At 52.0% G+C, this 21,256-nt stretch carries 20 protein-coding genes; 8 read left to right on the forward strand and 12 right to left on the reverse strand.

Annotated features, from left to right (window positions below; genetic code table 11):
- Positions 1-168 precede the first annotated feature (168 nt).
- Both HUK38_RS01455 and HUK38_RS01460 read left to right on the forward strand, forming a co-directional pair.
- Complete coding sequence (locus HUK38_RS01455) at positions 169-2,151, forward strand: acyltransferase family protein (protein ID WP_182582010.1); 1,983 nt, start codon at positions 169-171, stop codon at positions 2,149-2,151.
- Between the two features lie 116 nt (positions 2,152-2,267).
- Positions 2,268-3,047 carry a polysaccharide deacetylase family protein gene (locus HUK38_RS01460; protein ID WP_182582011.1) on the forward strand — a complete coding sequence of 260 codons (780 nt, stop codon included), beginning with the start codon at positions 2,268-2,270 and terminating at the stop codon, positions 3,045-3,047.
- A 105-nt stretch (positions 3,048-3,152) separates the two neighbouring features.
- On the opposite strand, the gene HUK38_RS01465 is transcribed toward HUK38_RS01460, so the two are convergent.
- The 4 genes from HUK38_RS01465 to HUK38_RS01480 form a co-directional block, all read right to left on the reverse strand.
- The gene (locus HUK38_RS01465; RefSeq protein WP_182582012.1) at positions 3,153-5,303 is read right to left on the reverse strand and encodes a CHASE2 domain-containing protein; all 2,151 of its coding nucleotides are present in this window, start codon (positions 5,301-5,303) and stop codon (positions 3,153-3,155) included.
- Between the two features lie 15 nt (positions 5,304-5,318).
- Entirely contained in the window at positions 5,319-6,011 is a 693-nt protein-coding gene (locus tag HUK38_RS01470; protein ID WP_182582013.1) for a FecR family protein, read from the reverse strand.
- Entirely contained in the window at positions 6,008-7,369 is a 1,362-nt protein-coding gene (locus HUK38_RS01475; protein ID WP_182582014.1) for a surface lipoprotein assembly modifier, read from the reverse strand. The genes HUK38_RS01470 and HUK38_RS01475 overlap by 4 nt, the downstream gene beginning before the upstream one ends.
- 116 nt (positions 7,370-7,485) lie before the next feature.
- Positions 7,486-8,277: an MBL fold metallo-hydrolase gene (locus HUK38_RS01480; protein WP_182582015.1), complete on the reverse strand. Its 792-nt coding sequence runs from the start codon at positions 8,275-8,277 to the stop codon at positions 7,486-7,488.
- A gap of 60 nt (positions 8,278-8,337) precedes the next feature.
- Here HUK38_RS01480 and HUK38_RS01485 point away from each other — a divergent pair, with 60 nt between their 5' ends.
- From HUK38_RS01485 to HUK38_RS01500, 4 genes are all read left to right on the forward strand, one after another.
- On the forward strand, positions 8,338-9,327 hold the full coding sequence (locus tag HUK38_RS01485) for a GGDEF domain-containing protein (RefSeq protein ID WP_238787352.1): 990 nt from the start codon (positions 8,338-8,340) through the stop codon (positions 9,325-9,327).
- A 197-nt stretch (positions 9,328-9,524) separates the two neighbouring features.
- The gene (locus HUK38_RS01490; RefSeq protein WP_182582017.1) at positions 9,525-10,292 is read left to right on the forward strand and encodes an NYN domain-containing protein; all 768 of its coding nucleotides are present in this window, start codon (positions 9,525-9,527) and stop codon (positions 10,290-10,292) included.
- Between the two features lie 138 nt (positions 10,293-10,430).
- Positions 10,431-11,165 (forward strand): glutathione peroxidase, encoded by a 735-nt coding sequence (locus tag HUK38_RS01495; RefSeq protein WP_182582018.1) that lies wholly within the window; start codon positions 10,431-10,433, stop codon positions 11,163-11,165.
- A gap of 196 nt (positions 11,166-11,361) precedes the next feature.
- Complete coding sequence (locus HUK38_RS01500; RefSeq protein WP_182582019.1) at positions 11,362-12,345, forward strand: peptidylprolyl isomerase; 984 nt, start codon at positions 11,362-11,364, stop codon at positions 12,343-12,345.
- Between the two features lie 169 nt (positions 12,346-12,514).
- Here the strand turns inward: HUK38_RS01500 and HUK38_RS01505 are convergent, their stop codons facing one another.
- A complete protein-coding gene (locus HUK38_RS01505) occupies positions 12,515-12,829 on the reverse strand; it encodes an RNA recognition motif domain-containing protein (RefSeq protein WP_182582020.1) in 315 nt (104 codons plus the stop codon).
- Positions 12,830-12,928: 99 nt separating this feature from the next.
- Positions 12,929-13,102, reverse strand: a complete 174-nt coding sequence (locus HUK38_RS01510; RefSeq protein ID WP_182582021.1) for a hypothetical protein — start codon at positions 13,100-13,102, stop codon at positions 12,929-12,931.
- Between HUK38_RS01510 and HUK38_RS01515 the strand changes: the two genes are divergently transcribed.
- Positions 13,096-13,317 (forward strand): hypothetical protein, encoded by a 222-nt coding sequence (locus tag HUK38_RS01515; RefSeq protein ID WP_182582022.1) that lies wholly within the window; start codon positions 13,096-13,098, stop codon positions 13,315-13,317. The two genes, HUK38_RS01510 and HUK38_RS01515, sit on opposite strands and share 7 nt — an antisense overlap.
- A gap of 201 nt (positions 13,318-13,518) precedes the next feature.
- On the opposite strand, the gene HUK38_RS15315 is transcribed toward HUK38_RS01515, so the two are convergent.
- Positions 13,519-13,647 carry a hypothetical protein gene (locus HUK38_RS15315; RefSeq protein WP_275284993.1) on the reverse strand — a complete coding sequence of 43 codons (129 nt, stop codon included), beginning with the start codon at positions 13,645-13,647 and terminating at the stop codon, positions 13,519-13,521.
- 35 nt (positions 13,648-13,682) lie between these two features.
- Positions 13,683-14,792 carry a VCBS repeat-containing protein gene (locus tag HUK38_RS01525; protein WP_182582024.1) on the reverse strand — a complete coding sequence of 370 codons (1,110 nt, stop codon included), beginning with the start codon at positions 14,790-14,792 and terminating at the stop codon, positions 13,683-13,685.
- Positions 14,793-14,970: 178 nt separating this feature from the next.
- Here HUK38_RS01525 and HUK38_RS01530 point away from each other — a divergent pair, with 178 nt between their 5' ends.
- Positions 14,971-16,557: an AAA family ATPase gene (locus HUK38_RS01530; RefSeq protein ID WP_182582025.1), complete on the forward strand. Its 1,587-nt coding sequence runs from the start codon at positions 14,971-14,973 to the stop codon at positions 16,555-16,557.
- A gap of 211 nt (positions 16,558-16,768) precedes the next feature.
- Here HUK38_RS01530 and HUK38_RS01535 read toward each other — a convergent pair whose 3' ends face one another.
- From HUK38_RS01535 to gspM, 4 genes are read right to left on the reverse strand one after another with little or no spacing between them, the layout of a single operon-like run.
- Positions 16,769-17,212, reverse strand: a complete 444-nt coding sequence (locus HUK38_RS01535; RefSeq protein WP_182582026.1) for an acyl-CoA thioesterase — start codon at positions 17,210-17,212, stop codon at positions 16,769-16,771.
- On the reverse strand, positions 17,212-19,917 hold the full coding sequence (gene polA / locus HUK38_RS01540; protein WP_182582027.1) for a DNA polymerase I: 2,706 nt from the start codon (positions 19,915-19,917) through the stop codon (positions 17,212-17,214). Before polA ends, HUK38_RS01535 begins: the two co-directional genes overlap by 1 nt.
- Positions 19,917-20,618 carry a hypothetical protein gene (locus tag HUK38_RS01545; RefSeq protein ID WP_182582028.1) on the reverse strand — a complete coding sequence of 234 codons (702 nt, stop codon included), beginning with the start codon at positions 20,616-20,618 and terminating at the stop codon, positions 19,917-19,919. Before HUK38_RS01545 ends, polA begins: the two co-directional genes overlap by 1 nt.
- On the reverse strand, positions 20,615-21,247 hold the full coding sequence (gspM, locus tag HUK38_RS01550) for a type II secretion system protein GspM (RefSeq protein ID WP_182582029.1): 633 nt from the start codon (positions 21,245-21,247) through the stop codon (positions 20,615-20,617). The genes HUK38_RS01545 and gspM overlap by 4 nt, the downstream gene beginning before the upstream one ends.
- Positions 21,248-21,256 lie beyond the last annotated feature (9 nt).

The following is a 21,256-nucleotide window of genomic DNA, read 5'->3' on the forward strand; positions in this document are numbered from 1 at the left end:
GTTTTCAAAAATCAATATATTTGAATAGCTGCATCGGTTAAGTTGCATCAACACTCCAATATCTCGTATAGTTAAGTATACCAGAACATTGGCTTGGTTGACTCAAGCCAGTGCGACTGGACTAATCACTTTAGATTTATTTGATTTTAATACAACTGCGTGATTTTAATGACAAAACAGACTTCATTTACGTCAACTGATGTCATCGGCTATCGTGCTGATATTGACGGATTACGCGCCCTGGCCGTCATTGCAGTCATCATTAACCATTTTCATCATGATTTACTGCCCGGCGGATATTTAGGCGTAGATATTTTCTTTGTCATTTCGGGCTTTGTAATTACCGCATCACTGGCGCAATCCTCACCAACAACACGCGGTGCATTTCTCATTCATTTTTATGCGCGGCGCATTCAACGGCTATTACCGGCACTCATAGTGTGCATTATTGTAAGTGCCATTCTCATTTGTTTAGTGGACCCAGAGCCAATTAAATCTTTACGCACCGGCGTTGCAGCTTTATTTGGTGTATCAAATTTTAATTTATTAAATCGTGCAACAGATTATTTTGCACCTGCGACCGAACTGAATATCTACACGCATACCTGGTCATTGGGTGTTGAAGAACAATTTTATTTGGTTTTTCCGCTATTAATGTGGTCATCTGGTATTTTCCAAACACCACACAATGCACGACGTTTATTATATTGGATAGCCGTTTTATGTGGGATTTCGGTCGTCATTTTTGTATGGATATATGCCATTAACCAGCCCGCTGCTTATTTTTTAATGCCCATGCGATTCTGGGAACTTGGCACGGGATGTTTGCTTTACTTGGGATTAAAAACCCATTCACACTTTGCCGGGTTTTGCCGCACAATTCCATTATCATTACCCGGGTTAACTCTTTTCGCTGCGTTATTTGTTCCGCCTCAATGGGCAGTTCTAGCGACAATTACTACCGTTATAAGCAGCGCGATCATCATAGCCAGCACCCGCCCACACACTATCACTTATCAAGTATTAACAACGCCCGTGATGATTTATATTGGCCGTTTATCGTATTCGCTATATCTGTGGCACTGGGTAGTATTAGCAATTAGTCGCTGGACAATTGGGATTCATGCTTGGACGGTTCCATTGCAGTTAATAGGAATCTGTGCGATTGCCGCCGCGTCTTATCATTGGATTGAAACCCCGCTGCGGCGCGCTCAGTGGTCATCTATTCATTGGCGCACCATAAGTTATGGTTTAGTTACAGCCATTACCGCCGCGCTTTTATTAAATGGGTTAATTGCATTGTCGGGACAGATTTCACAGGCGTTATATCCACCCCGCTGGGATGTTCAAGCGGTGAGTCAATTTCCACCTTGCCCATTTATTAATCAGTTTGACCTCAGCAAGTTATTTAACCAAATGCCGGCAAACCAATTGAATGAGCAATCAAATTATCAGCCAAAATTAGTGGTGGTTGGCGATAGTCATGCGGGACAATTATGTCGTAGTTTATTTGACGCACTTATACAACCAGAGCAATATACTTATAGCAGCCTGACACTCATTGCGCATCAACAACTGGCAGCTAATAACGATTTTTTTACTTATGATGCGCCTCATTCAATACGTTATCTTGCGCCAAATTCATTCGCCGCATCCTTCACAATTGGTGACATTATTGTCTTTTCATGGTCACGCGATCGGTTTAAACTTTGTCCTTTTGATGGTGAAGAGCGGACTTGTGATGATACAATTGGATTACAGCAGTTGACGGGTTATTTAGATGAATTGGTACCAATACTGGTGCAACGTGGAGTAAAAATCTTATTTGTGGGCGATGTGCCAAAATTGTGTTCCACTAAAACATTTAAGCGCGGATTAAGGGGAATTGGCGCCTGTCCTGATACGGTCTGCTGTGTATCAACAACCATTTCTCAACAAGATGCTGCGGCATTAAATCAGGTATTTCGAGCGTATTTGCATTATTCACAAGTGTACTTTCTTGATCCACATATTCAACTGTGTGACAATGATTGGTGTCAAGGCACCCGAGCGGGGCAATTATTATATTGGGATGAGTTGGCGCATTTGACTCCGGCAATGGGTGATGTTCTCAGTGAATTGTTTCGTCCGTTTTTGTCCCGCCGTGAATAATAAATTGGTTATGTGTTTTTTATTAGATACAATTGCTTAAAACCCGGTCGGTTGGGTTGTGCAATTGATTTGCTACTTCGCACGTCAGCCATTCTCTTCTGGAATAGAATCAACTCATGTCAACGATCCACCAATTGTCAATTCTCGCTTATCATCAAATTGGGCAATTTGCAGCCATGCGCCAGCACCGTGCTAATTATTGCGATCAAGCGCGATTTGCACAGCAATTGCGATTACTACAGGCGTTTGATTATCGCGTATTAAGTTTAGATCAAGCGCGGGCAGGATTAAGTGGGCGATTAGTGCTGCCACGCCATGCGGTGGTATTAACCTTTGATGATGGCTACGAAAGTTTTTATACCACGGCGGCGCCGCGTTTATTAGCATACGGTTGGAATGCAACGGTGTATGTCATTAGTGGTTGGTTGGGGCAGCGAATGCATTGGCATCCACCACAGCCATTGCGCGCCGAGCCAGAGTTGCTTTCAACTGAACAAATCCGTGAATTGCATCAATTGGGGTTTACAATTGGTTCGCACACGCATCATCATCGCCATTTAGCTGAATTGCCGCCACATGAACAGCGGAGTGAATTAGCCGATAGCAAGGCGGCATTGGAAGATTTAATTGGTGCAGCAGTGACGCATCTGTGTTATCCATTTGGCAGTTTTAATGCGACCACGCTTGAATTAGCGGCGGCGGTTGGTTATCGCACTGCTACGACCTGTTTGCGCGGTGCGGCGACCACTGCCGATCACCCACTATTATTACCACGCAAAACCATTTCTTTTGGCGATAGTTGGCTGGGTTATTTATGGAAAGTGCGCTATAAACATGCACCAACGGCGGAATTAAAACATTGGCGAGCGCGAGTTGAGAATGGTGATTTTGATTAGCGGTTAATTCAACGTGGTATTTAGAGTTGATAAATAGATTGTTAATTTTAATCGCAACATGCTCTATTGATTTTTGTTTTCCATATTGGAAACAACTCCCCGCCATTATTTCTTCGTCATTACAATTAACGCCCCCACCTCGCCCGCTTGCAGCCGCTGGGCATGAAACCGCGCCAGCGGATCCTCAGGATACTGCGCGGTTAATTGCGTGAACGCCGCGAGCGCCTCAGGTGCGGCCGCCTCCAGCAACGTGTACGCGGCCAAATACTCGCGCACCGCCGCGTCGGGCAACTCACGACAGCCCAGCGGTTCGTGAATCGTGATCGGTTCCGTTTTGCCTTTCAAAATGATCTGCCCGACGGGACGCGCCGGCTGCTGCGTTTGTGCCAGCGTCGCGCCGCTCACGCAAATGTGCGTTCCCAAATGCGCATTTAACGTCTCCAGCCGCGCCGCGGTGTTAATCGCATCGCCCAGCGCCCGATAATCGAGAATCGCTTTGCCGCCGAAATTGCCGACCATCACCATGCCGGTATGGACGCCGATGCGCGTGAGACCAAACGGCAATCCCTGTTGCTGCTGACTGTTGCTGAAGGCGCGGGCAAAGCGTTCCATTTCCAACGCGCAGGTCAGCGCCCGTGCGGCGTGATCGGGTTGCATCACCGGTGCGGAAAACATCACCGCCACCGCGTCCCCGACAATGCGATCCAATGTGCCGTCGTGGCGAAAGGCGATTTGAATCATGCCGTCGAGATAGTCATTCAACCGCGCCGCCAGCAGCGTCGGTTCGTGTTTTTCAATTAGCGAGGTGAAGCCTTGCAGGTCGGTCATCACGAACGAGCATTCGCGGTACACGCCGCCCAATTCGAGCAGTTGCGGGTCGGCTTGCAGACATTTGACGCGGTTGGGCGAGACGTAGCGTGAGAAGGCGTTGTAAATCCAGCGGCGCTCCTGTTCAGTTTGGACATAACGCGGCACGGCAATGGCGAAAAAGAGCGCGCTGATGGCGAGTGCCGGGTAGAGCGGGTCCCACAGGCGTTGTTGGGCGATCAGGAGCCACGCGGCCGTGCCAAACAGGCTGGTCAGCACTAGCACCGTGAATAGCACCGCCCAGATCGGTTTGAGGTAGCGCAGCAGTACCGCCAACGCCAGCCAAGTGATGAGTAGTACGGCGATGAAGAGTCCGCGTCCCGCTTCGAGTGGCAGCAACAGTTGTCCGGTGATAATTTGTTCCACCAGTTGCAAATGTCCCTCCACGCCGGGCACCCTTTCACCAAACGGGTTGTAAAACATGTCGCCCAGTTTTTCAGCAGTAGCGGCAATAAAAATTAAATGACCGGCGATTTCGCGCTTGGGTATTGTGCCGGACAAAACCGCTTGGGCTGATAGGTAGCGTTCCTGCTGCAATCGCCGGTAATGCAGATGAACCGAGCCGTCAAGTCCGCAGGGGATGAAGTCTGAATCAAGCATCAGACCATCCAGCCCGTAATTATCAATCGCGGTTACGTCTAATCTGCTGTCGGGTGAATAATAAATCCAGAATGCCGCCAGTCCTAATGCCGGGTATAGGTTGTTTTGAATGTAATGCAGCAATGGCAGAGCGCGTGAGAAGGATTCATCTTCTCTGGGTCGCATCGTTGTAAATCCAATTCCCGCCGCCGCCGTTTTAAGCTGCGGCAAAATCGCCAATTCGCCGTCGTAATGCGGCAACCACTGTTGCGCATTATTCCAAACTGCAATGTTTGGACGCACAACCGAGCGTTGGGTGGCCGCCGTCGCTTCAACATCCAGCGAAGTACTCAACACCACCTTGCCCCGCGTGAAACTAGCCGCGAGTTGGGCATCGTGTGACGGCAGAGCGCGCAGTTGGCGCTGCAAATCGGGATGCGCCGGCCAGAGCGCGGCTAATTGCTGTGGATCGGTGCGGTCGGGTTCAAAAAACAGGATGTCAAATGCAATGGTGTCCGCGCCCAAGTCAAACAACCGCTCGACCAACGCGGCAATGCGGTTGCGCGGCCACGGCCACTGCCCGAAGTGCTGGAGACTGGCCTCGTCAATGGCGACCACGCGCACCGGCAAATCGGGTTCAAACGTGTTGGGATAAATGCGCTGGAGTTGGTCAAAGGCGATGTCGCGCAGGCGGGTACGCAGCGGCGGTTCATCCCACTCGACCCACAGCGCCGCGCTCACCACCACCAGCGGCAGGATCAGGACGATCAGCCATTGTCGAAGGCGTGAACAGCGCCGGGCAGTGGTCATCAGATGCGGCTGAGTTTAAGGCGGCGGGGGCTGACTGCCCGGCGGCGGTGGCGGGGGTTTAGTACCGGCCGGCGGTCCCGTCTGCAACTGGTCTGACGTGAGGCCATCGGTGCCGTGCAAATTAATTTTCCCGCCCCCCGGCCGCGGCATCGCATTAGCAGTGGTCACGATGGCACTGCCGCCGGCATGAACCAGCACCGTGCCGGCCGCATTGGTCACGGCAACACTGCCCGCGTCCACCGCGATGTGCAGCACGCTGTCTAGCCGCAACGAGTACGCCGTGCCGCGCACCGCCAAATTGGCCAAGCGGGTTTTGAGACGGTAGCGATCCTTGTCCATTTTACCGGTCAGGGTGCGCATCAACCCGTTGACCAAACTAAAGTGCGCCCGATTGGTTTTCTGCGCACCGTATTGGTAATCGTTGACGGCAAAGCGCGTGTGACGATACAGCGTCAACAACGTCGCATCGGTGAACCGCACCTGCACCTCGCCCTCGCCGACCGCCAGCGTATCGCCACTCAACAGCGCCTGCTGGCGCGTGGCCGGTAACACCTGCCCAGCGCGCTCGATGCTGACCTGTCCCGTCAGCGCCAAAATGGCACCGGCAATCTCCGCCGCCCGCAGCGGGGTCATGCTCCCCAGCGCCAGCACAACGCAAACGATCACGGCGTGACGGCGGGTGCGTGTCAACAGTGGCGTGTGTGTCATCGGCTGAATTCCCATTTGACTTGCAACATGACCAGATGGCGGTCGTATTCGTACAACTCTAAATTGGACGGATTGCGGGTATAGACGTAGAGCGGCAGCAGGTGCCACTGATCGGTCAGCCGGTAATCAGCGGACAAGCCAAAGGTGTAAATCCAATCGCGGCGCTGGATGTACTCGTTCCGGCCGGGATCGGAGAATTGGTGATCAAAATCGTCGTAACGCCGCCGCTCGACCGTCAAACTGGTCGCCAGCGACAGGCGGTCGTTCACGTCTAACGTGCCGCTGATCAGTCCGCCGTGCAGGTTGAAAGTGAAATGCGGTTTGGCGCTGTCCTTGACCTTATCCACGCCGCCGTAAAATCCGTATTGCAACCGCCACGGCTGGTTGATGGGCGTGTACTCGGCCGTCGCGCCCACCACGCGCCGCACCGAATCATCAATCGGGTGATCGGGGTAGGTGAAATCCACATATTGCAAATAACCGGTCAGTTGCGTCTGATCGTTGATAACACTCGTCCAACTGGCGTAGCCACCGAGCGCCTGGCGATACAGCGTGTCACCGAGCGAATAACCCTGCGCCAGCGCCGCTAATCCCCACACCTGCCGCCCGCGCCGCGTCATCACGCCCAGATTGAGATTGGCCACGCCCTCGTTATCGTCGTGGTGTGAGGGATACAGACTGTGGCGCAGCGTGGTACTGCCGACCAACACGCTGTTGTCACCCAGCGGCTGGCTCAGATTCAACCCCGCCTCCCACTGCATCACGCCGTCAGCCGCCGCTCGTGCAGAGCCGGTTTCGGCCAATGTGCCGAGGGCGTCCCAGTACGCCGGGATAAACAACTGTTTTTGCACGGGGCCGGCGGTCAAATTGCTGTCCCAGCCAATGCCGGTGAGAACGTAACCGGAGAGCGACAGCCCGGCGTGGGTTTGATCGAGCCGCGTGCGCACCGCCGCGAGGCGCTGCTGCTGCGCCGGCGTCAGCGTTGTCGGCACCAGCGCCGTCGTCACCTCACGCCCCAACAGCCGATTGCCGCGCTCGGCGTAAATCTCCGCCATCCGCAACCGCGCTTCGACCTGCTGCGGGTCAGCCATCGCCACCCGTTCGTACGCAAACAGCGCCGCGTCACTCCGCCCAGCGCGTTCCAACGCCTGCGCCAGCAGCAAATTGAACGCCGGATCAGCGGCGTGATTGACCAATTGCGCGTCGAGCGCGGTGATCGCCGCATCCACTGCACCCGCCGCGAGCAGCTGGCGCGCCTGCGTTAAAACTGCCGCCGCGTCCGCCGCCGCCGCGAACGGGTGCGGTAACATCAACAGCAGCGCGAGTGACCCGATCCAGCGCGTGGCACGGTGTGGCATGGCAAATCCCCACGAATAATTGAGCCGTGCTTGACACTACTCGACTCGTGTGATTTTTGTCAAAAAAACCGGTGCGATTGGTTAATGCGCAGGGCAATAACATCGCTAAAACCGCGCTAATGATTGATTGAGAAATCAAATAACTGACCCTTGCGGACAAATCCTTGAAAACCATCGCGCTGGGGATCATAAATGGGATCAGGTTGATAATGATACAGCCACATTTTTTGTTTAATCTCCACCGGCAACGTGCATAATTCGGTATAGTGCGCATGAACCGGCGTATTATACGCGGTGGTTTCGCAATCATGGAAAATCACATCCGCCACCGCGCCCGTTTTAATAATGATCTCGCGCTCAAAGCGGGTATCGGTTGAAATCCACACCCGCGGCCCGTCCGCCGTGTTCAATAATAAACCATAACTGTAATGATTATGCGGCGGTGAACCGACATCAACATGCAGCATTGGTATTAACGTGAATGTGATCTTTTCCCAGTGAAACGTGGCATGAGCAGCGAGCGGTTGACAGTTGAAATAATCGGTTAATGTTTGTTGTCTGCCTTCAATCCGTCCCAACCCGCCGCGCAAACTGCATTCCCATAATTGCTGCATCATGCGTTCTTCTATAAATAAGTGCGGTTTAGGCGCGGTGGGATTAAAAAACGTACTAAACGCCAACCATTCCAATCCGCCAATATGATCGGCATGTAAATGGGAAATATACACCGCGTCAATCACATTGCCGACAGTGCGGCCATCAATACCGAGTTCCGCTAATGCAAAACGCGCATCTGTTCCGCAATCCATTAACAACCGTTTGCCGCTATCGGCAGTGATTAACAGATTGGATTGATAATACGCCGGTGTGGTGAACGCCGCGCCAACGCCAATAAATTGAATGTTCATGCTCTGTGTTACGTTCGTTAAATCAACAGTGTTGCCGCTGTTGCGTGTTAATAAAACCTGATGAGTACCAATCCGTCAATTCCACAAGGAATCACCATGTGCGCACTCACCGAACAAGAATATAACCGGATTATTTTATTTCAAAAAGTCCCGCAAGGACACATGCAGGATGTATTAGCGTCCTGCGTCATTCGTATTCTGGACGCGGGCGAATTGCTCTTATCCCCCGAACAGGAAAACGATTGTTTGCATATTCTCGTGTCCGGTACGCTGGGTATTCATTTCAAAACATTGGATACGCCAGAGATTCGCGTCATTATCGCTGGTGAATCGGTGGGCGAATTATCCTTGATTGAACAACGCTGGCCGTCCGCTTATGTCATTGCCAAAGACCCCTGCCGTGTGCTGTCAATGAATAATGAGACGTTTTGGCAATTGGTGGATGTCTCCGGTCAAGTGGCGCGTAATTTATTAGGGCAACTCGCCAAATGGCTATTGAATAATACCGAAAACCTCGTTGAAAACCGTAAAACCATTGCCGCACTCCATCAACAATCTATGCACGATGGTTTAACCGGCGTTTATAATCGCCGCTGGTTCGATCACGCATTAAATGAGCATCTCTCACGCAGCGTTCGCAGCGATAAACCCATCACGCTAATTTTATTAGACGTGGATCATTTTAAGCATTATAATGACACGCAGGGACATCAAGGCGGCGATCAGGCGTTAATTGCACTGGCGAATGTTTTACAGGAGCGGGTGCGACCAGCCGACAGTGTTGCCCGCTATGGTGGTGAAGAGTTCGCTATTATTTTGCCGAATACAACCATTAAAGAAAGCGCCGTGATTGCTGAACGGCTACGGATGGCAGTTGCATTACAACCTATTTATACGCCCGACGGTAAACAACTCCCCAGCATCACCATTTCGCAAGGTCTCGCGCAAAGTAGCAGCGTCATCACTACTCCACAATCTTTAATTGAATTAGCCGACGCGCAGTTGTATCGCGCCAAACAAGCGGGGCGGCATTGCTTTTGCTATGATTAGCTAATGAAAAATCAGCAGCTATGGCAAGCGGATTTCATGTATAGTCAATCTAAGATAACTTTGATTCCAATCCAGTAATGAATCCGCAAACAACATCGTCATTCCCGTGTCTGCGGAAACGACGAAAAGCAGAGCGCCAGTTCAATAATTATTTTATATTGGCTTAACTATAAGCATAACAAAATAATAAAAAACCTATGTCAATTAACGAAACCGTTGCCGTTACTCCAGCAGAACGGATCAATCCAACCCTGATTTTATTCATCGATGCCGACAATCAGTCATCGCGCCACGCCGGCAGTTTATTTGCTTTATTTGAGCAAACCTTTCATTACCGTATTATTGAAGCAGTGATTGCCGGCAATGCCCAACATCACGGCGTTGAGCAATGGCAAGCGGCGCTCTTGAACTGCAATGCCGATCTCACTGTAACGACTTATGTCGTTGAAAAACAAAAAGATGCGGCGGATGTGGCGTTAATTTTGGCATTGGGCGCGAATCTGGCGCGCTATCAACAGCAACACAGTTGCGTAGTGTTGGTCTCGGCGGATGAGTTATTTGCCACTGTTGCGCGGCAAGTGCAGGCGCTCGGCGGCCGCATTGTGTTGGCTCATGGCAACAGTAGTGTATTAAAACGACACGCGGAATTGAGTGTGATTCTGTTGCCAGATGACACGCCTGTTGCCACCAACTCGCCGCCCGTCGTCGCGCTAACCTGCGCAGTAGTTGCGCCATCGGCCACGCCGGCTGTCCCCGCGCTGCCTGCTGCAACCGACATTGCTAAACTAGTGCGGCTTGTGCAGGAACAGTGTAAAAAAGCCACGGGTGGTGGTTACGCAACAAATGAAGTAGGGCAGGTGTTGGCGAAATTGGGGTACGATCAGGCGGCGCGGCGCAAAATTGTTACCAGTATTCCCGGGGTGACAACGTATAAAGAGGGCAGCACCACATATTTGGTGTTTTAATCGCCCGCATCGCTCGCTCAACTCTTTTATTTTGACCCGGCAACCCAAATATCGGTTGACAAGCTGAGGTTGATCGCAACGCAGCCCAATTCACCTATTTAATTCACTTCCACTCATTTAATCACGGAGAAAATGCGTATGTTTCCTGATCGCACCGGTCAACCCGTCCCCCACGTTGTGTTTCGCACCCGCACCGATCATGATTGGCTGGATGTCACCACCGATGAATTATTCAAAAATAAAACGGTGATTGTGTTTTCATTACCGGGTGCTTTTACCCCGACCTGTTCATCCACCCATGTCCCGCGCTTTAATCATTTAGCCGCTACTTTCAAACAACACGGCGTTGATGACATCATTTGCATGGCAGTCAATGACACCTTTGTGATGAATGCGTGGCAAGAAGCCGAACGGGCGCACAATTTACGCTTCATTCCCGACGGCAATGGTGAATTCACCGAAGCAATGGGATTATTAGTAGATAAGGATGACATTGGCTTTGGCAAACGCTCGTGGCGTTATTCAATGCTGGTGCGCAACGGTATTATTGAAAAGCAATTTATTGAACCGGAAGAACCCGGCGATCCATTCAAAGTGTCAGATGCCGACACCATGTTGGCTTATTTAGCGCCAGCGGCTAATAAACCATTAGATATTACCGTCTTCACTCGCCCCGGCTGCCCCTATTGCGCGAAAGCAAAAGACCTGTTGAAAAAGTCCGGCATGGACTTTGAAGAACTGGTGTTAAATCGTGATTACACCGAATTAAGTTTGCGCGCTGTTGCTGGTGCTACGACCGTCCCGCAAATCTTTATTGGTGGTCAAAAGATCGGTGGTTCGGATGACCTCGAAACCTGGTTTAGCAAGCGTTAATCGGTCATTACAGATTTAATTGTCTCATTAAATCATCCGGCTCCAGCGGGCGTAAATCGCGCAACGGTTTAATACGCAACCTGCAATTAAACTCGCGTTAAATGATTTGCTACTCGCTGGGGCGTTTATCCGTTCATCACGGACTCTCCATCCCTTTATTATTTCCCCATTGTTATTCAGGAGGCACATGTACTCAATGATTAAACCACAGCATTCACTGACGACACTGGCATTGGCGACGGTATTAACCAGCGCCACCCTGCCTGCATTTGCCAATGAACCTGCCGCCACCGCGTTAATTAGCGGTGAGGGTTTTCAAGTCACCACCGACATGGTGGATGCTGAATTGCGGTTTCGCCCCAAATTACAATCGCAACAGATTCGTTTGAATGATGGGGCATTGCGCGAATTGATTGATGATTTTTACCGCCGCGAAGCCGTGGTTGCCGAATCACAACGCGAGCGGGTCTGGGAAAATCCCGCCGATGCGTATCGTTTGGAGCGAGCGCGTAAAGAAGAGTTATTAGCGATCATGTTAGATCGGCAACGCGCTAAGTTATTAGCTTCATTGCCGGATTTCACTGCAAAAGCGCAAGAAACCTTTTTAGCTAATCAAGCAAATTATCAAATCCCCGAAACCGTCAACGTCGCGCACATTTTATTAATGGCGAAAACCGATGAAGATAAAACCAAACGGCGGGCGGAGGCAGAGGCGATTTTAGCGCGGGTGCGTAAAGGTGAAGATTTTGGGCAATTAGCTAAACAATTATCCGAAGATCGCGGCAGCGCGGCAGCGGGCGGGCAATTGGGTTATTTCCCACGCGGGCGAATGGTGCCGGCATTTGAACAAGCAGCATTTGCATTAAAAGCGCCCGGCGATCTGAGCGAGATCATTACCACACAATTCGGGTTGCACATCATTCGACTAGACGGCAAACAGCCGGCGAAAACGCAGACCTTTGATGCCGTGAAAGACTCAATTATTGCCGGATTAAAGCAAAGTTATGTGCGGGATAAATTGCGCGATTGGTATCAGCAAATGACCGATCCAAGTCGAATCAAAGCCGATCAAGCGGCAATAGACGGGTATATTAAACGTACCGTTGAAGCTGCGAAACAAGAGCCGCAATTGACTATTCCGAGTGGCGATAAAATCGCGCCTGGCGGCAATAAAAAATAGCAGGTTTTATCAGTGTGAGTAGGGCGGTTTAATCAACCACTGTCGCGTGATTAATCACGCCATTTTTAATCGGCATTGCACCGATTGAATTGTCAGCCAAGCGAGCAGTTATTAATTAACAACCACTCGCTTTGGCGCCGTGTTTAATAATCAGCAGGTCGCGTAATGATTACCAACGACCGCCACCACCGCCATTGCCACCACGTCCACCGCCACCACCACCACTGCGTGGTGGACGTTCAGCGCGTGGTTTCGCCTGATTGACCCGCATCGGGCGTCCTTTCAACGGCGTTTCATTCAGTGCCTTAATCGCCGCATCCGCTTCCGCATTATTCGGCATTTCGACGAAGCCAAAGCCTTTTGATTCACCGGTAAATTTATCGGTAATCAGATTGGCACTTTCGACGTCGCCGTAGGCAGCAAAGGCCTCGCGCAGTTCGTCTTGGGTCACGCTATAGGCCAGGTTGCCAACGTAAATATTCATCAGTCGCTTCTCGCTCAAAAGAGTGCATTGCAAAAAAAACTGTTCCAATAATGACAATCACCGCCGTTTTTATTTAACAACAACGGTATTTTCATAGCGTCACCCGAACAGGATTGATGACGCAGGGCCGGCCACCGCCCACCAACTCACAGCGCCCACGCCCCACGCCGCCGGGCAATTGCCGACGCGCTGGATGCTGATGCTATCAGTCGTTGATGGTGAACGATCACTGCCGCTACTTGCCGGCCACTGCTGACCGTTTGACCATGCCACACCGCGTCGCGTCTTGCTTGAGTGACAAGACAGCGGACGGTTGGCATACTCTAACAGATCAGAGTGACCGCAAAGAGGGGAATACTGCCGCATTTGAAGGGCGACGGCAGCTTGAAAATGGGGAGAGCGCGGTTGATGACCAACCCATTGCGAAATGGCAATGCCATGATGTGGCGGGTGGCGCATCATTAAATTGGTCAACCGGCACTGAATGATTGTTCGACAACATGACACAACGCTGTCCGCGCTTGCAAATAATTGCGGTGTATTGGCACAGCGCCAGTCGGCAGTGCGAACTAAATGTGAAGTCGAGGTCGTCAAACGTGCGTCACGCGATACGCCTAGCGGTGGGCGTTGATATTCAGGTTAAGAATACGCGAAAATTTAGCACTCTGCAAAAAAATGTTGCAGTTGTATCACCACTGGTCAGACCGGCGGGGCGGTTTATTACCAATGGGTGGGGCGCTACCCATCACTTCTGCGCCAGCACCCATTGCACACCGCGTCCAATGAATAGAGCGCCGCATTGCAATTAACTCGCTCATAATTAATGCCAAATCATTAACCAGCGCCGCTACCGTTATGCCACCAAATCAATTTGCTGCATGGTGCCGGCGCTGCCGTTTTCATTTAAAAATACGCCAGATGAGCGCACCTGTCCGAGCAGTTCATTATCGGTATTTTTAATCGCAAAAGGCGTGGCGACATGACCAAGATAAATCGCACCGACGCCGCGCTGCCCGAGGCTCATTAATTGGTCATTTCCGCTCTCATCTTTCGACCAAATGCGCAGGCTATTATAGATGCTATCGTTTTCATCAATCCAGCCATTGCCGTCATCATCATAGTTAGCCAATTCAGAAAACCCATTGCCGCTCATTGCGCCAAATAATTCTTTGCCGTCGTTAATCACACCATCTTGATTGCGATCTAATGCCAAAAAGCCGCTGTTGGGGCTGACAAATGCAATTTGATCAGCTTGACCATTCGCGTCAATATCGAATTGATAACGGGTAGCAGTTAATTGCGCTGCCGTGCCACCAAAGTTCACAACCAGCGGGTCTTTCATACGCGCTGCGTCACCCAGCCGAATACTCACATTTTGTTCTTGTAAAAACTCCCGGCTCATGTTTAATTCAATTGCTAAAGTAATTTCACGCCCATCAGCAGTAGTCACCACCCCAGCGGCAGTGAATTGCGTTGATTCACTTTCATAATGCCGCGTATAGGCATCATATTCAACGCCCCACCCCACCGGCGCGGCCGCTTGATTATTACCGCCATTGCCCCCACCATTCGGATCAAGATGCGCCAAGTCTCCCGCAGTTGATTGCGCGTTGGCTTGCGCGTCAGCTAATTCTTTAGCAAATTGTCCCGGCGGCGCTAAGTGCAATTTTTTACCGGTCAAAACCTCAATCATTCTAATTAACAACGCCATTTTCAATTCATCTTCCGGCGTCATTTCCGCATCAGCATCCGCCACCTCTTTGGTTGGCTGCATCTCCTGCGCCGCAGAAGACAAATGCACCGCGCCAGCCGAGCGCTCCGCCGGACGTGCAACACTGGGGCGGTTGTTGTCAAACGCCGGCCGCTGATTGCCCGTCCACATCCGCAAGCGTTCGTGTTGCACCTGCGTCGTCACCGCCTCGCGTTGACTACCTAACTGCATGATAGAAGAAGTAATTTTCATACTCGATTGCTCCCGCGTGGCCGTAAAAATGTGAGGTTTACCCAGGGTATCGGCAGGCGACAGGCAAACTTAAACCGTGATGGCGATCACAGTTGCCAAGTTGAGCGGCCGGTTGGGTTAAAATCAGTTTTAATATCCTGCCCCACGATTGTGTTTAGATTTTAGTTTCATAGTTGCCATGCCTTTGAATTCCACCTGTCTTGCTCAACTTGGCTTGCGTCAGTCACCGTTTGAATCCAGCCCCGAGCCGCGTTTTATCTACGACGACGCGCTGCTGGAAAGTTTGATTGAACTGGCACAGCGTACCCTCGCCCAATCTAATGCGCTGGTAGTCATCACCGGTGCGGAGGGATCAGGTCGCACCACCCAATTGATGCGGCTGCTCGGCTTACTGCCCGACACCACCGCCGTGATCGCCTTCCGCGCCCGCCCCAACACCGCATTTGACGCGGTGGAAATGACCATCCGCCACACGCTGCGTACCAAAAGCGCCGCCCCGACCACCGAACAGCCGCTGGTGGATTTATTAGCTGACCGCCTGCGCAACGGTGCCGCTCAAGTATTAGTGGTGGATGACGCACAATTGCTCGTCACCGCCGCCATCGGGCAAATTTTTCAACTGCGCCGCCGTCTGATTGACCTGGTTGGTCAGGCGCCACGACTGGTGCTGGTGGGCGATCACACCCTGACGCAAATGAAATGGCCGGCGCTGGATAAACGTGACGAGGAGCGCGTGGTGTATTTGCACCTCCGCCCGCTCAGTCGAGAGCAGGTCGCGGCGTATTTACGCTTTCGCCTGCGAGCTGCCGGCGGTGCCGATCCTGAAACGCTGTTACGGCGAGCGCCACTGGATCGCTTGCATCAAGGCAGTCACGGCTTGCCCGCGCAGTTAAACAGCCTGGCAGAAGCGTGGTTATTGGAACTGTGCCAAGCGCCGCCCCCCGTGCCAGCCGCCCCGCCTGAACCGCCCGTCACATCCCCGCCGCCCGCCGTCACTGGTGCAGCCGCGACCAAATTATCGCTGTGGCAACGACTGCTGGCGCGGTTGACGGGACGGCGCGCCGCGCCACCGTCAGCCGCAACGTCAATCAAAGCGGACGCTTCATCACCCGCCGGGAATAAAAAAACCGCCGCAGTTTTAATCCCCATTTGGCAGCGGCGCTGGTTTATTCCGACCGCGGTCGGCGGCATTATGATCATTGGGTTAGTGCCGGTATTTTGGCAATGGCCGTATTCACCGCCGCCGCCGCCGCATCAAGACGGTCAATTCGCCCCCACGCCGCCGCTGGTTGAAACACCCGCCACGCCCGAGCCACCGCCGCCCAGCGTTACCCCAGTTGCCACGTCACCAATGCCACCGCCCGAACCGCCATCCGCTGAGGCTGTAACGCCCATGCCGCCTACACCCGCCGACGTGCCACCGCCGGCCCCGGCAACCACTGACCCCCCCCCGCCCGCCGTCGCACCGCCAGTGACGCAATCGGATCGTGATTGGCTCATGGCAGAAAATCCCAATCATTTAACGGTGCAATTGATAGCGGCGGAAACATTAGCAACGGCACAAGGACATATCACGCCTTACGGATTACAAGAAGTGCGGTTTATTTCCACGCGGGCGCGTGATCGTAATTACGTCATTGCATTATTCGGCAGCTTTCCCAATCAAGCCGCCGCCACGCAAGCAGTCAATGCGTTACCAGCGCGCCTGCGTCAACAAGGGTATTGGATTCGCAGCGTCGGTTCGGTGCAGGATTCATTGCGGTGAAATAACAACACGCAATTGAACACGGTCAACTGATACGCAAATTCAATCAGAAAAACTGATCATTTGATTACAACACCAATTAAATGCAGCCGTCATTCCCGCGAATGCGGGAATCTAGCGACGTTGCATTCTGGTTTCCGCTGGCGCGGGAATGAAGAAGCCGGGGCGCTACTTCAGTAAGTATTCCCATTCATTCTGAGTTTATTGCCTATCAACGCCCGCCATTAAACACATTAACCAACTCATTCGGCAAGGCGCGTTTCTTTCCTGACTGTTGATGAATACACACATGCACAGTCGTGACCGTGACCGCCGGTGGATTCACCTGGTTGATTGAATTAACCGATTGCCCAGCCACCGGGACGAATTGATATTGCAATGTAAAACTGCTGTTTTTTAATTCGGCAATACTCAAAATAACATCCACGACATCACCATGCCGCAATGGCGCATGATAATCGGCGCTGGCATGAACCAATGGCAATGCAAACTGTTGCTCACGCACTATCTGCGCTAATGAAAAACCCTGCTGCGTCATCCATTGTTCATAGACATCATGCGCATATCTGAACACCTGCGCAAAGAACATCACGCCCGCCGCATCAATATCATGCAAAGTCACAGTCAACCGATAATTTGCATTTAATAAAACCATCAGTGCGCCGCCTCCCAATTATCACTAACGCCAATTTCAACCCGCAATGGCACAGTTAAACTGGCCGCGTTTTCCATTAACTGCCGAATCATCTGACACGCCTCAGTCGCCGCGTCGGCAGTCACCTCAAATACCAATTCATCATGCACTTGCAGAATTAAACGCGCTGGAAATTGCGCTCGAATAATCCATTCATCTACCGCAATCATTGCCCGTTTAATGATATCAGCCGCGCTGCCTTGTAATGGCGCGTTAATTGCCGCCCGCTCCGCTGCCCGCCGCCGTTGTTGATTACTATGATTTAAATCAGGAATCCATAAACGCCGCCCAAATAAGGTCGTCACATAGCCATTATCAATCGCTTGGGTGCGCACCTGTTCAATCAATGCTTGCACGGCGGGATAGCGCGCAAAATAGCGTTCGTGATATTCCTGTGCCGCGCTGCGTTCAATTCCCAGCGTCCGCGCTATACCAAATGCTGACATGCCATATAATAAACCAAAGTTAATTGCTTTAGCGGTATGTCGTTGATCTGGCGTAACTTCTGCTAATGGAATCTCAAATACCTCAGCGGCGGTGGCGCGATGAATATCTTCACCCTGTGCAAAAGCCGTTAATAGCCGTTCATCATTCGACAAATGCGCCATTAACCGCAATTCTATTTGTGAATAATCGGCGGCCAGCAATTGATAACCGGCGGCGGGAATAAACGCACGGCGAATGCGGCGGCCTTCTTCACCGCGAATTGGAATGTTTTGTAAATTGGGATCGGTGGAGGATAATCGCCCGGTGACCACCGTCGTTTGTTGATAATGGGTGTGAATGCGCCCGGTCATTGGATTGATTAAACGCGGCAGTTTATCAGTATAGGTTGAGCGCAATTTAGTTAAGGTACGGTAATTCAGAATTAAACGCGGTAATTGTTCGCCCTCGTCAGCCAATTGTTCCAATACCGATTCGGCAGTTGAACGAGCGCCACCGCGTGTTTTCGTTTGACTGGTTAATTTTAATTGGTCAAATAAAACGGTGCTGACTTGTTGCGGCGAATTCAAATTAAATACTTGACCGGCGCAGTCGTGCGCTTGAGTTGCTAATACCGCAGCGCGGGCGGCGAATTCTTCACTCAAAACGGCTAATTCTTGGCAATCAATCCGTACGCCAACCTGCTCCATGCGCATTAACACCGCTGCCAGCGGTAATTCCAGCGTTTGATAGAGCGTCAATAATGCCGGCGTCACGTTTAATTGTGATGCCAGCGTTTGATACTGATTAAACACGGCGGCGAGTTCAAGCGCGGCGTGAGGTAATACTGACTGGGTGGTCAGGTCAATTAAAGTCAATTGTGCCGTGCTTTGATCGGATGTGAATTCAGGGTCGCTCGGCGCGGGGGATGTGTGCCGCACTCGACCATTAAAAACGTATTCAGCTAATAATACATCGTGAATGGTGCCGACTATTGCAATGCCCAGTTGTGCGCATAAATGCAAATGCCGTTTCAAATCTTGCACAATTAACACGGTCTGCGCTGCCGATAATAGCGGTTGCAATGCCGTAATGATGGTGGCGCGATCTAATGCTGTGTCAGTCGAATTAAACGGAATATCAATAATGGTGTTGGCTGAATGAACTTCGACCGTTGCTGAGTCAGATGCCGAATGAATCGCAAATGCAATGCCGGTGATGTGATTCACCTGATCGTGATGATTGCGTCGCCAATCTGTCGCATCATCTGTGAAAATTGTCACCGCACATTGCGTGGTTTGAGTTAATAACGCGACGGCGTGATTGAATGAATCGGCATTAGATACGCGCAGATAACGCGGCGCCGTGTGAATAGAATGCGATGGCGCCGGCGGTAATGTGGCTAATAACCGCCGTGCCTCAAGTCGTGTGTACCAATTGCGCAAACTATCATAATCCGGCGGCTGCGGTTTTAATTCGGTTAACTCAGGCATGGCGGGCAATTGGCAATCAATCGTGACCAATTGCCGCATTAACGGTAATTGATGGATGACGCTGCGCAAGCTGTCACCGACGCGCCCGGAGATGGTGGCCGCATTGGCGACGATGCCGTCCAGATCGCCGTAAGTTGCCAGCCATTTCGCCGCTGTTTTCGCGCCGCAATGCGGAACACCGGGCAAATTGTCGCTGGGATCGCCAACCAATGTGAGGTAATCGGCGATGCGTTCGGGGGCGACGCCGAACTTGGCAATTACGCCGTCGCGGTCAAGATGGCGCTCGCTCACCGGGTCAAATAACGTGACGTGATCGTTAACTAATTGCGCTAAGTCCTTGTCAGACGTGAAAATTAATGTGGTGAAGCCGGCGGCGGTGGCGTGCGTGGCGAGGCTGCCAATCACGTCGTCGGCTTCAATGCCGGGCATTATTAATAATGGATAGCCGAGGGCGCGAATAATCAATTGCAATGGTGCGATTTGCGCAATCAAATCATTGGGTGACGGCGGGCGATTGGCTTTGTATTCGCTGAATAATTGATCGCGGAAGGTTGGCTCGGGGGTATCGAATACGACTCCGAGATAATCGTATTGATATTGATTGAGTGATTTGTGCAGACTGTTTAATACGCCAATTAATGCGCCCGTCGGTTCGCCATGTGCATTGGTTAATTTGGGGAGGCCGTGATAAGCGCGAAATAGATAACCGCTGGCGTCAATTAAAATGAGTAATGGTGCAGTCGTTTTCATTAACCCGGTCCAAATGACGGTACTTTCGGTGGCGCGGGACGTGGCGGCGCGGCCGGCGCTGTAGTATTTGCGCCACCTGTACCAGAAATGCTACCCGGCATTGGCGCTTTAGCCGCCGGCGGCGCTTGCCCGACTACCGCACTGTCCGTGGCGGGTTTGCCGGATGGGCGATTACCGCCAACCGTGCGCGGCGTCGGCGGGATCAGGGGCGGCGGTTTGTCGTAATCGCGCAACACCAGTCGCTTAGTTTGCCCCTGTTGCTCTAATAACACACTGTCGGCGGTAATTTCTTTCACCATCCAGCCTTCCAACAGCTCGCCATGTCGCACCCGTACCACTTCAGGGCCGCGTGTTTTGCGAATCCACGCCGAATGCGTCGCGCCGATGATGAGAATTGCGCTCAAATCGAAACTGTCTAACACCGCCACGTCCACCGGCACGACCGTCGCTTCGGGTTCACCCGCCGTCGTTTTAGAGGATGGCGGTGGCGGGCGGCGGTCGGGCAGAAACAGCGGTCGCTCAATAACAACACTGTAGCTTTCTTGCGACGGCGGCGGCGGGGCGGTCAACGCGGGCGCGGGGGGCGCGGTTGATGCGGCGGCGGGCGGCGGCGGCGGGGCGGTGGGTGGTGTCCAGTGCCACCACTGCTGGTATAAAATTGCTGACAATGCCAAAATAACCAGTGTTAACAACCACTTCACGGCGCATTGCTCCCGAGTACGAAGCCGAAAATGTCCAGCCGCACGGTCAAATCGTCACGTTCACGCGGCGGCACGGGCGGTGGGGCGTTGTTGGGCAAACGCCGGCGAGCGGCGGGCGGATCAGGTGAATCATTCGCGGCGCTGCGAATAGATAATTGGTCAATAAATAAAAACGGGCGGGCGGCTTCAATCTGATACAGCAGTTTTAATAACGCTTCATTGGTGGCTTGTAATTGCAACCGTATTCGCACTCGCGGCGGCTGTTCTTTTTCATCTAATGGCAGCATTTGAGTGCTGACCGGCCGGCCGCCGGCGGTACGAATCATTTCCTGCACCTGCTCTTGCAATTGCGCGCCGGCTAAACTGACGGTCGCGGCGCTGAAATAAAATGCTTTGGTATTTTTATCTTGGGTTTTGACCTGCGCTAATTCGGCTTGCAATTGCGGAATGGTGGCGACTAATTGCTGATAGCGCACCAGTTGATCTTGATCGCGGGTGAGGCGCGTATTCAAGGTTTGCAGCCGTTGCCACCAGGGAATTCCAATCGCCAAAATTATTAACATGGGTAATAAAACGACGCTTGACCAGGCGAATATACAGCGCAGGTTGGAGAATGAAGTGGTTGGCATGGTTGAATA

The organism is Thiospirillum jenense (assembly GCF_014145225.1).
GTDB classification, from domain to species: Bacteria; Pseudomonadota; Gammaproteobacteria; order Chromatiales; family Chromatiaceae; genus Thiospirillum; species Thiospirillum jenense.

Bases quoted from the DNA above. Each gene is read 5' to 3' on its own strand.
- HUK38_RS01485 (WP_238787352.1), top strand. From the start codon at position 8,338: ATGAGTACCAATCCGTCAATTCCACAAGGAATCACCATGTGCGCACTC.
- polA (WP_182582027.1), bottom strand. From the start codon at position 19,917: ATGAAAACGACTGCACCATTACTCATTTTAATTGACGCCAGCGGTTAT.
- HUK38_RS01525 (WP_182582024.1), bottom strand. From the start codon at position 14,792: ATGAAAATTACTTCTTCTATCATGCAGTTAGGTAGTCAACGCGAGGCG.
- HUK38_RS01495 (WP_182582018.1), top strand. From the start codon at position 10,431: ATGTTTCCTGATCGCACCGGTCAACCCGTCCCCCACGTTGTGTTTCGC.
- HUK38_RS01465 (WP_182582012.1), bottom strand. From the start codon at position 5,303: ATGACCACTGCCCGGCGCTGTTCACGCCTTCGACAATGGCTGATCGTC.
- HUK38_RS01470 (WP_182582013.1), bottom strand. From the start codon at position 6,011: ATGACACACACGCCACTGTTGACACGCACCCGCCGTCACGCCGTGATC.
- HUK38_RS01500 (WP_182582019.1), top strand. From the start codon at position 11,362: ATGATTAAACCACAGCATTCACTGACGACACTGGCATTGGCGACGGTA.
- HUK38_RS01480 (WP_182582015.1), bottom strand. From the start codon at position 8,277: ATGAACATTCAATTTATTGGCGTTGGCGCGGCGTTCACCACACCGGCG.
- HUK38_RS15315 (WP_275284993.1), bottom strand. From the start codon at position 13,647: ATGAGCGAGTTAATTGCAATGCGGCGCTCTATTCATTGGACGCGGTGT.
- HUK38_RS01475 (WP_182582014.1), bottom strand. From the start codon at position 7,369: ATGCCACACCGTGCCACGCGCTGGATCGGGTCACTCGCGCTGCTGTTG.
- HUK38_RS01460 (WP_182582011.1), top strand. From the start codon at position 2,268: ATGTCAACGATCCACCAATTGTCAATTCTCGCTTATCATCAAATTGGG.
- HUK38_RS01530 (WP_182582025.1), top strand. From the start codon at position 14,971: ATGCCTTTGAATTCCACCTGTCTTGCTCAACTTGGCTTGCGTCAGTCA.
- gspM (WP_182582029.1), bottom strand. From the start codon at position 21,247: ATGCCAACCACTTCATTCTCCAACCTGCGCTGTATATTCGCCTGGTCA.
- HUK38_RS01505 (WP_182582020.1), bottom strand. From the start codon at position 12,829: ATGAATATTTACGTTGGCAACCTGGCCTATAGCGTGACCCAAGACGAA.
- HUK38_RS01455 (WP_182582010.1), top strand. From the start codon at position 169: ATGACAAAACAGACTTCATTTACGTCAACTGATGTCATCGGCTATCGT.
- HUK38_RS01515 (WP_182582022.1), top strand. From the start codon at position 13,096: ATGCCACACCGCGTCGCGTCTTGCTTGAGTGACAAGACAGCGGACGGT.
- HUK38_RS01490 (WP_182582017.1), top strand. From the start codon at position 9,525: ATGTCAATTAACGAAACCGTTGCCGTTACTCCAGCAGAACGGATCAAT.
- HUK38_RS01535 (WP_182582026.1), bottom strand. From the start codon at position 17,212: ATGGTTTTATTAAATGCAAATTATCGGTTGACTGTGACTTTGCATGAT.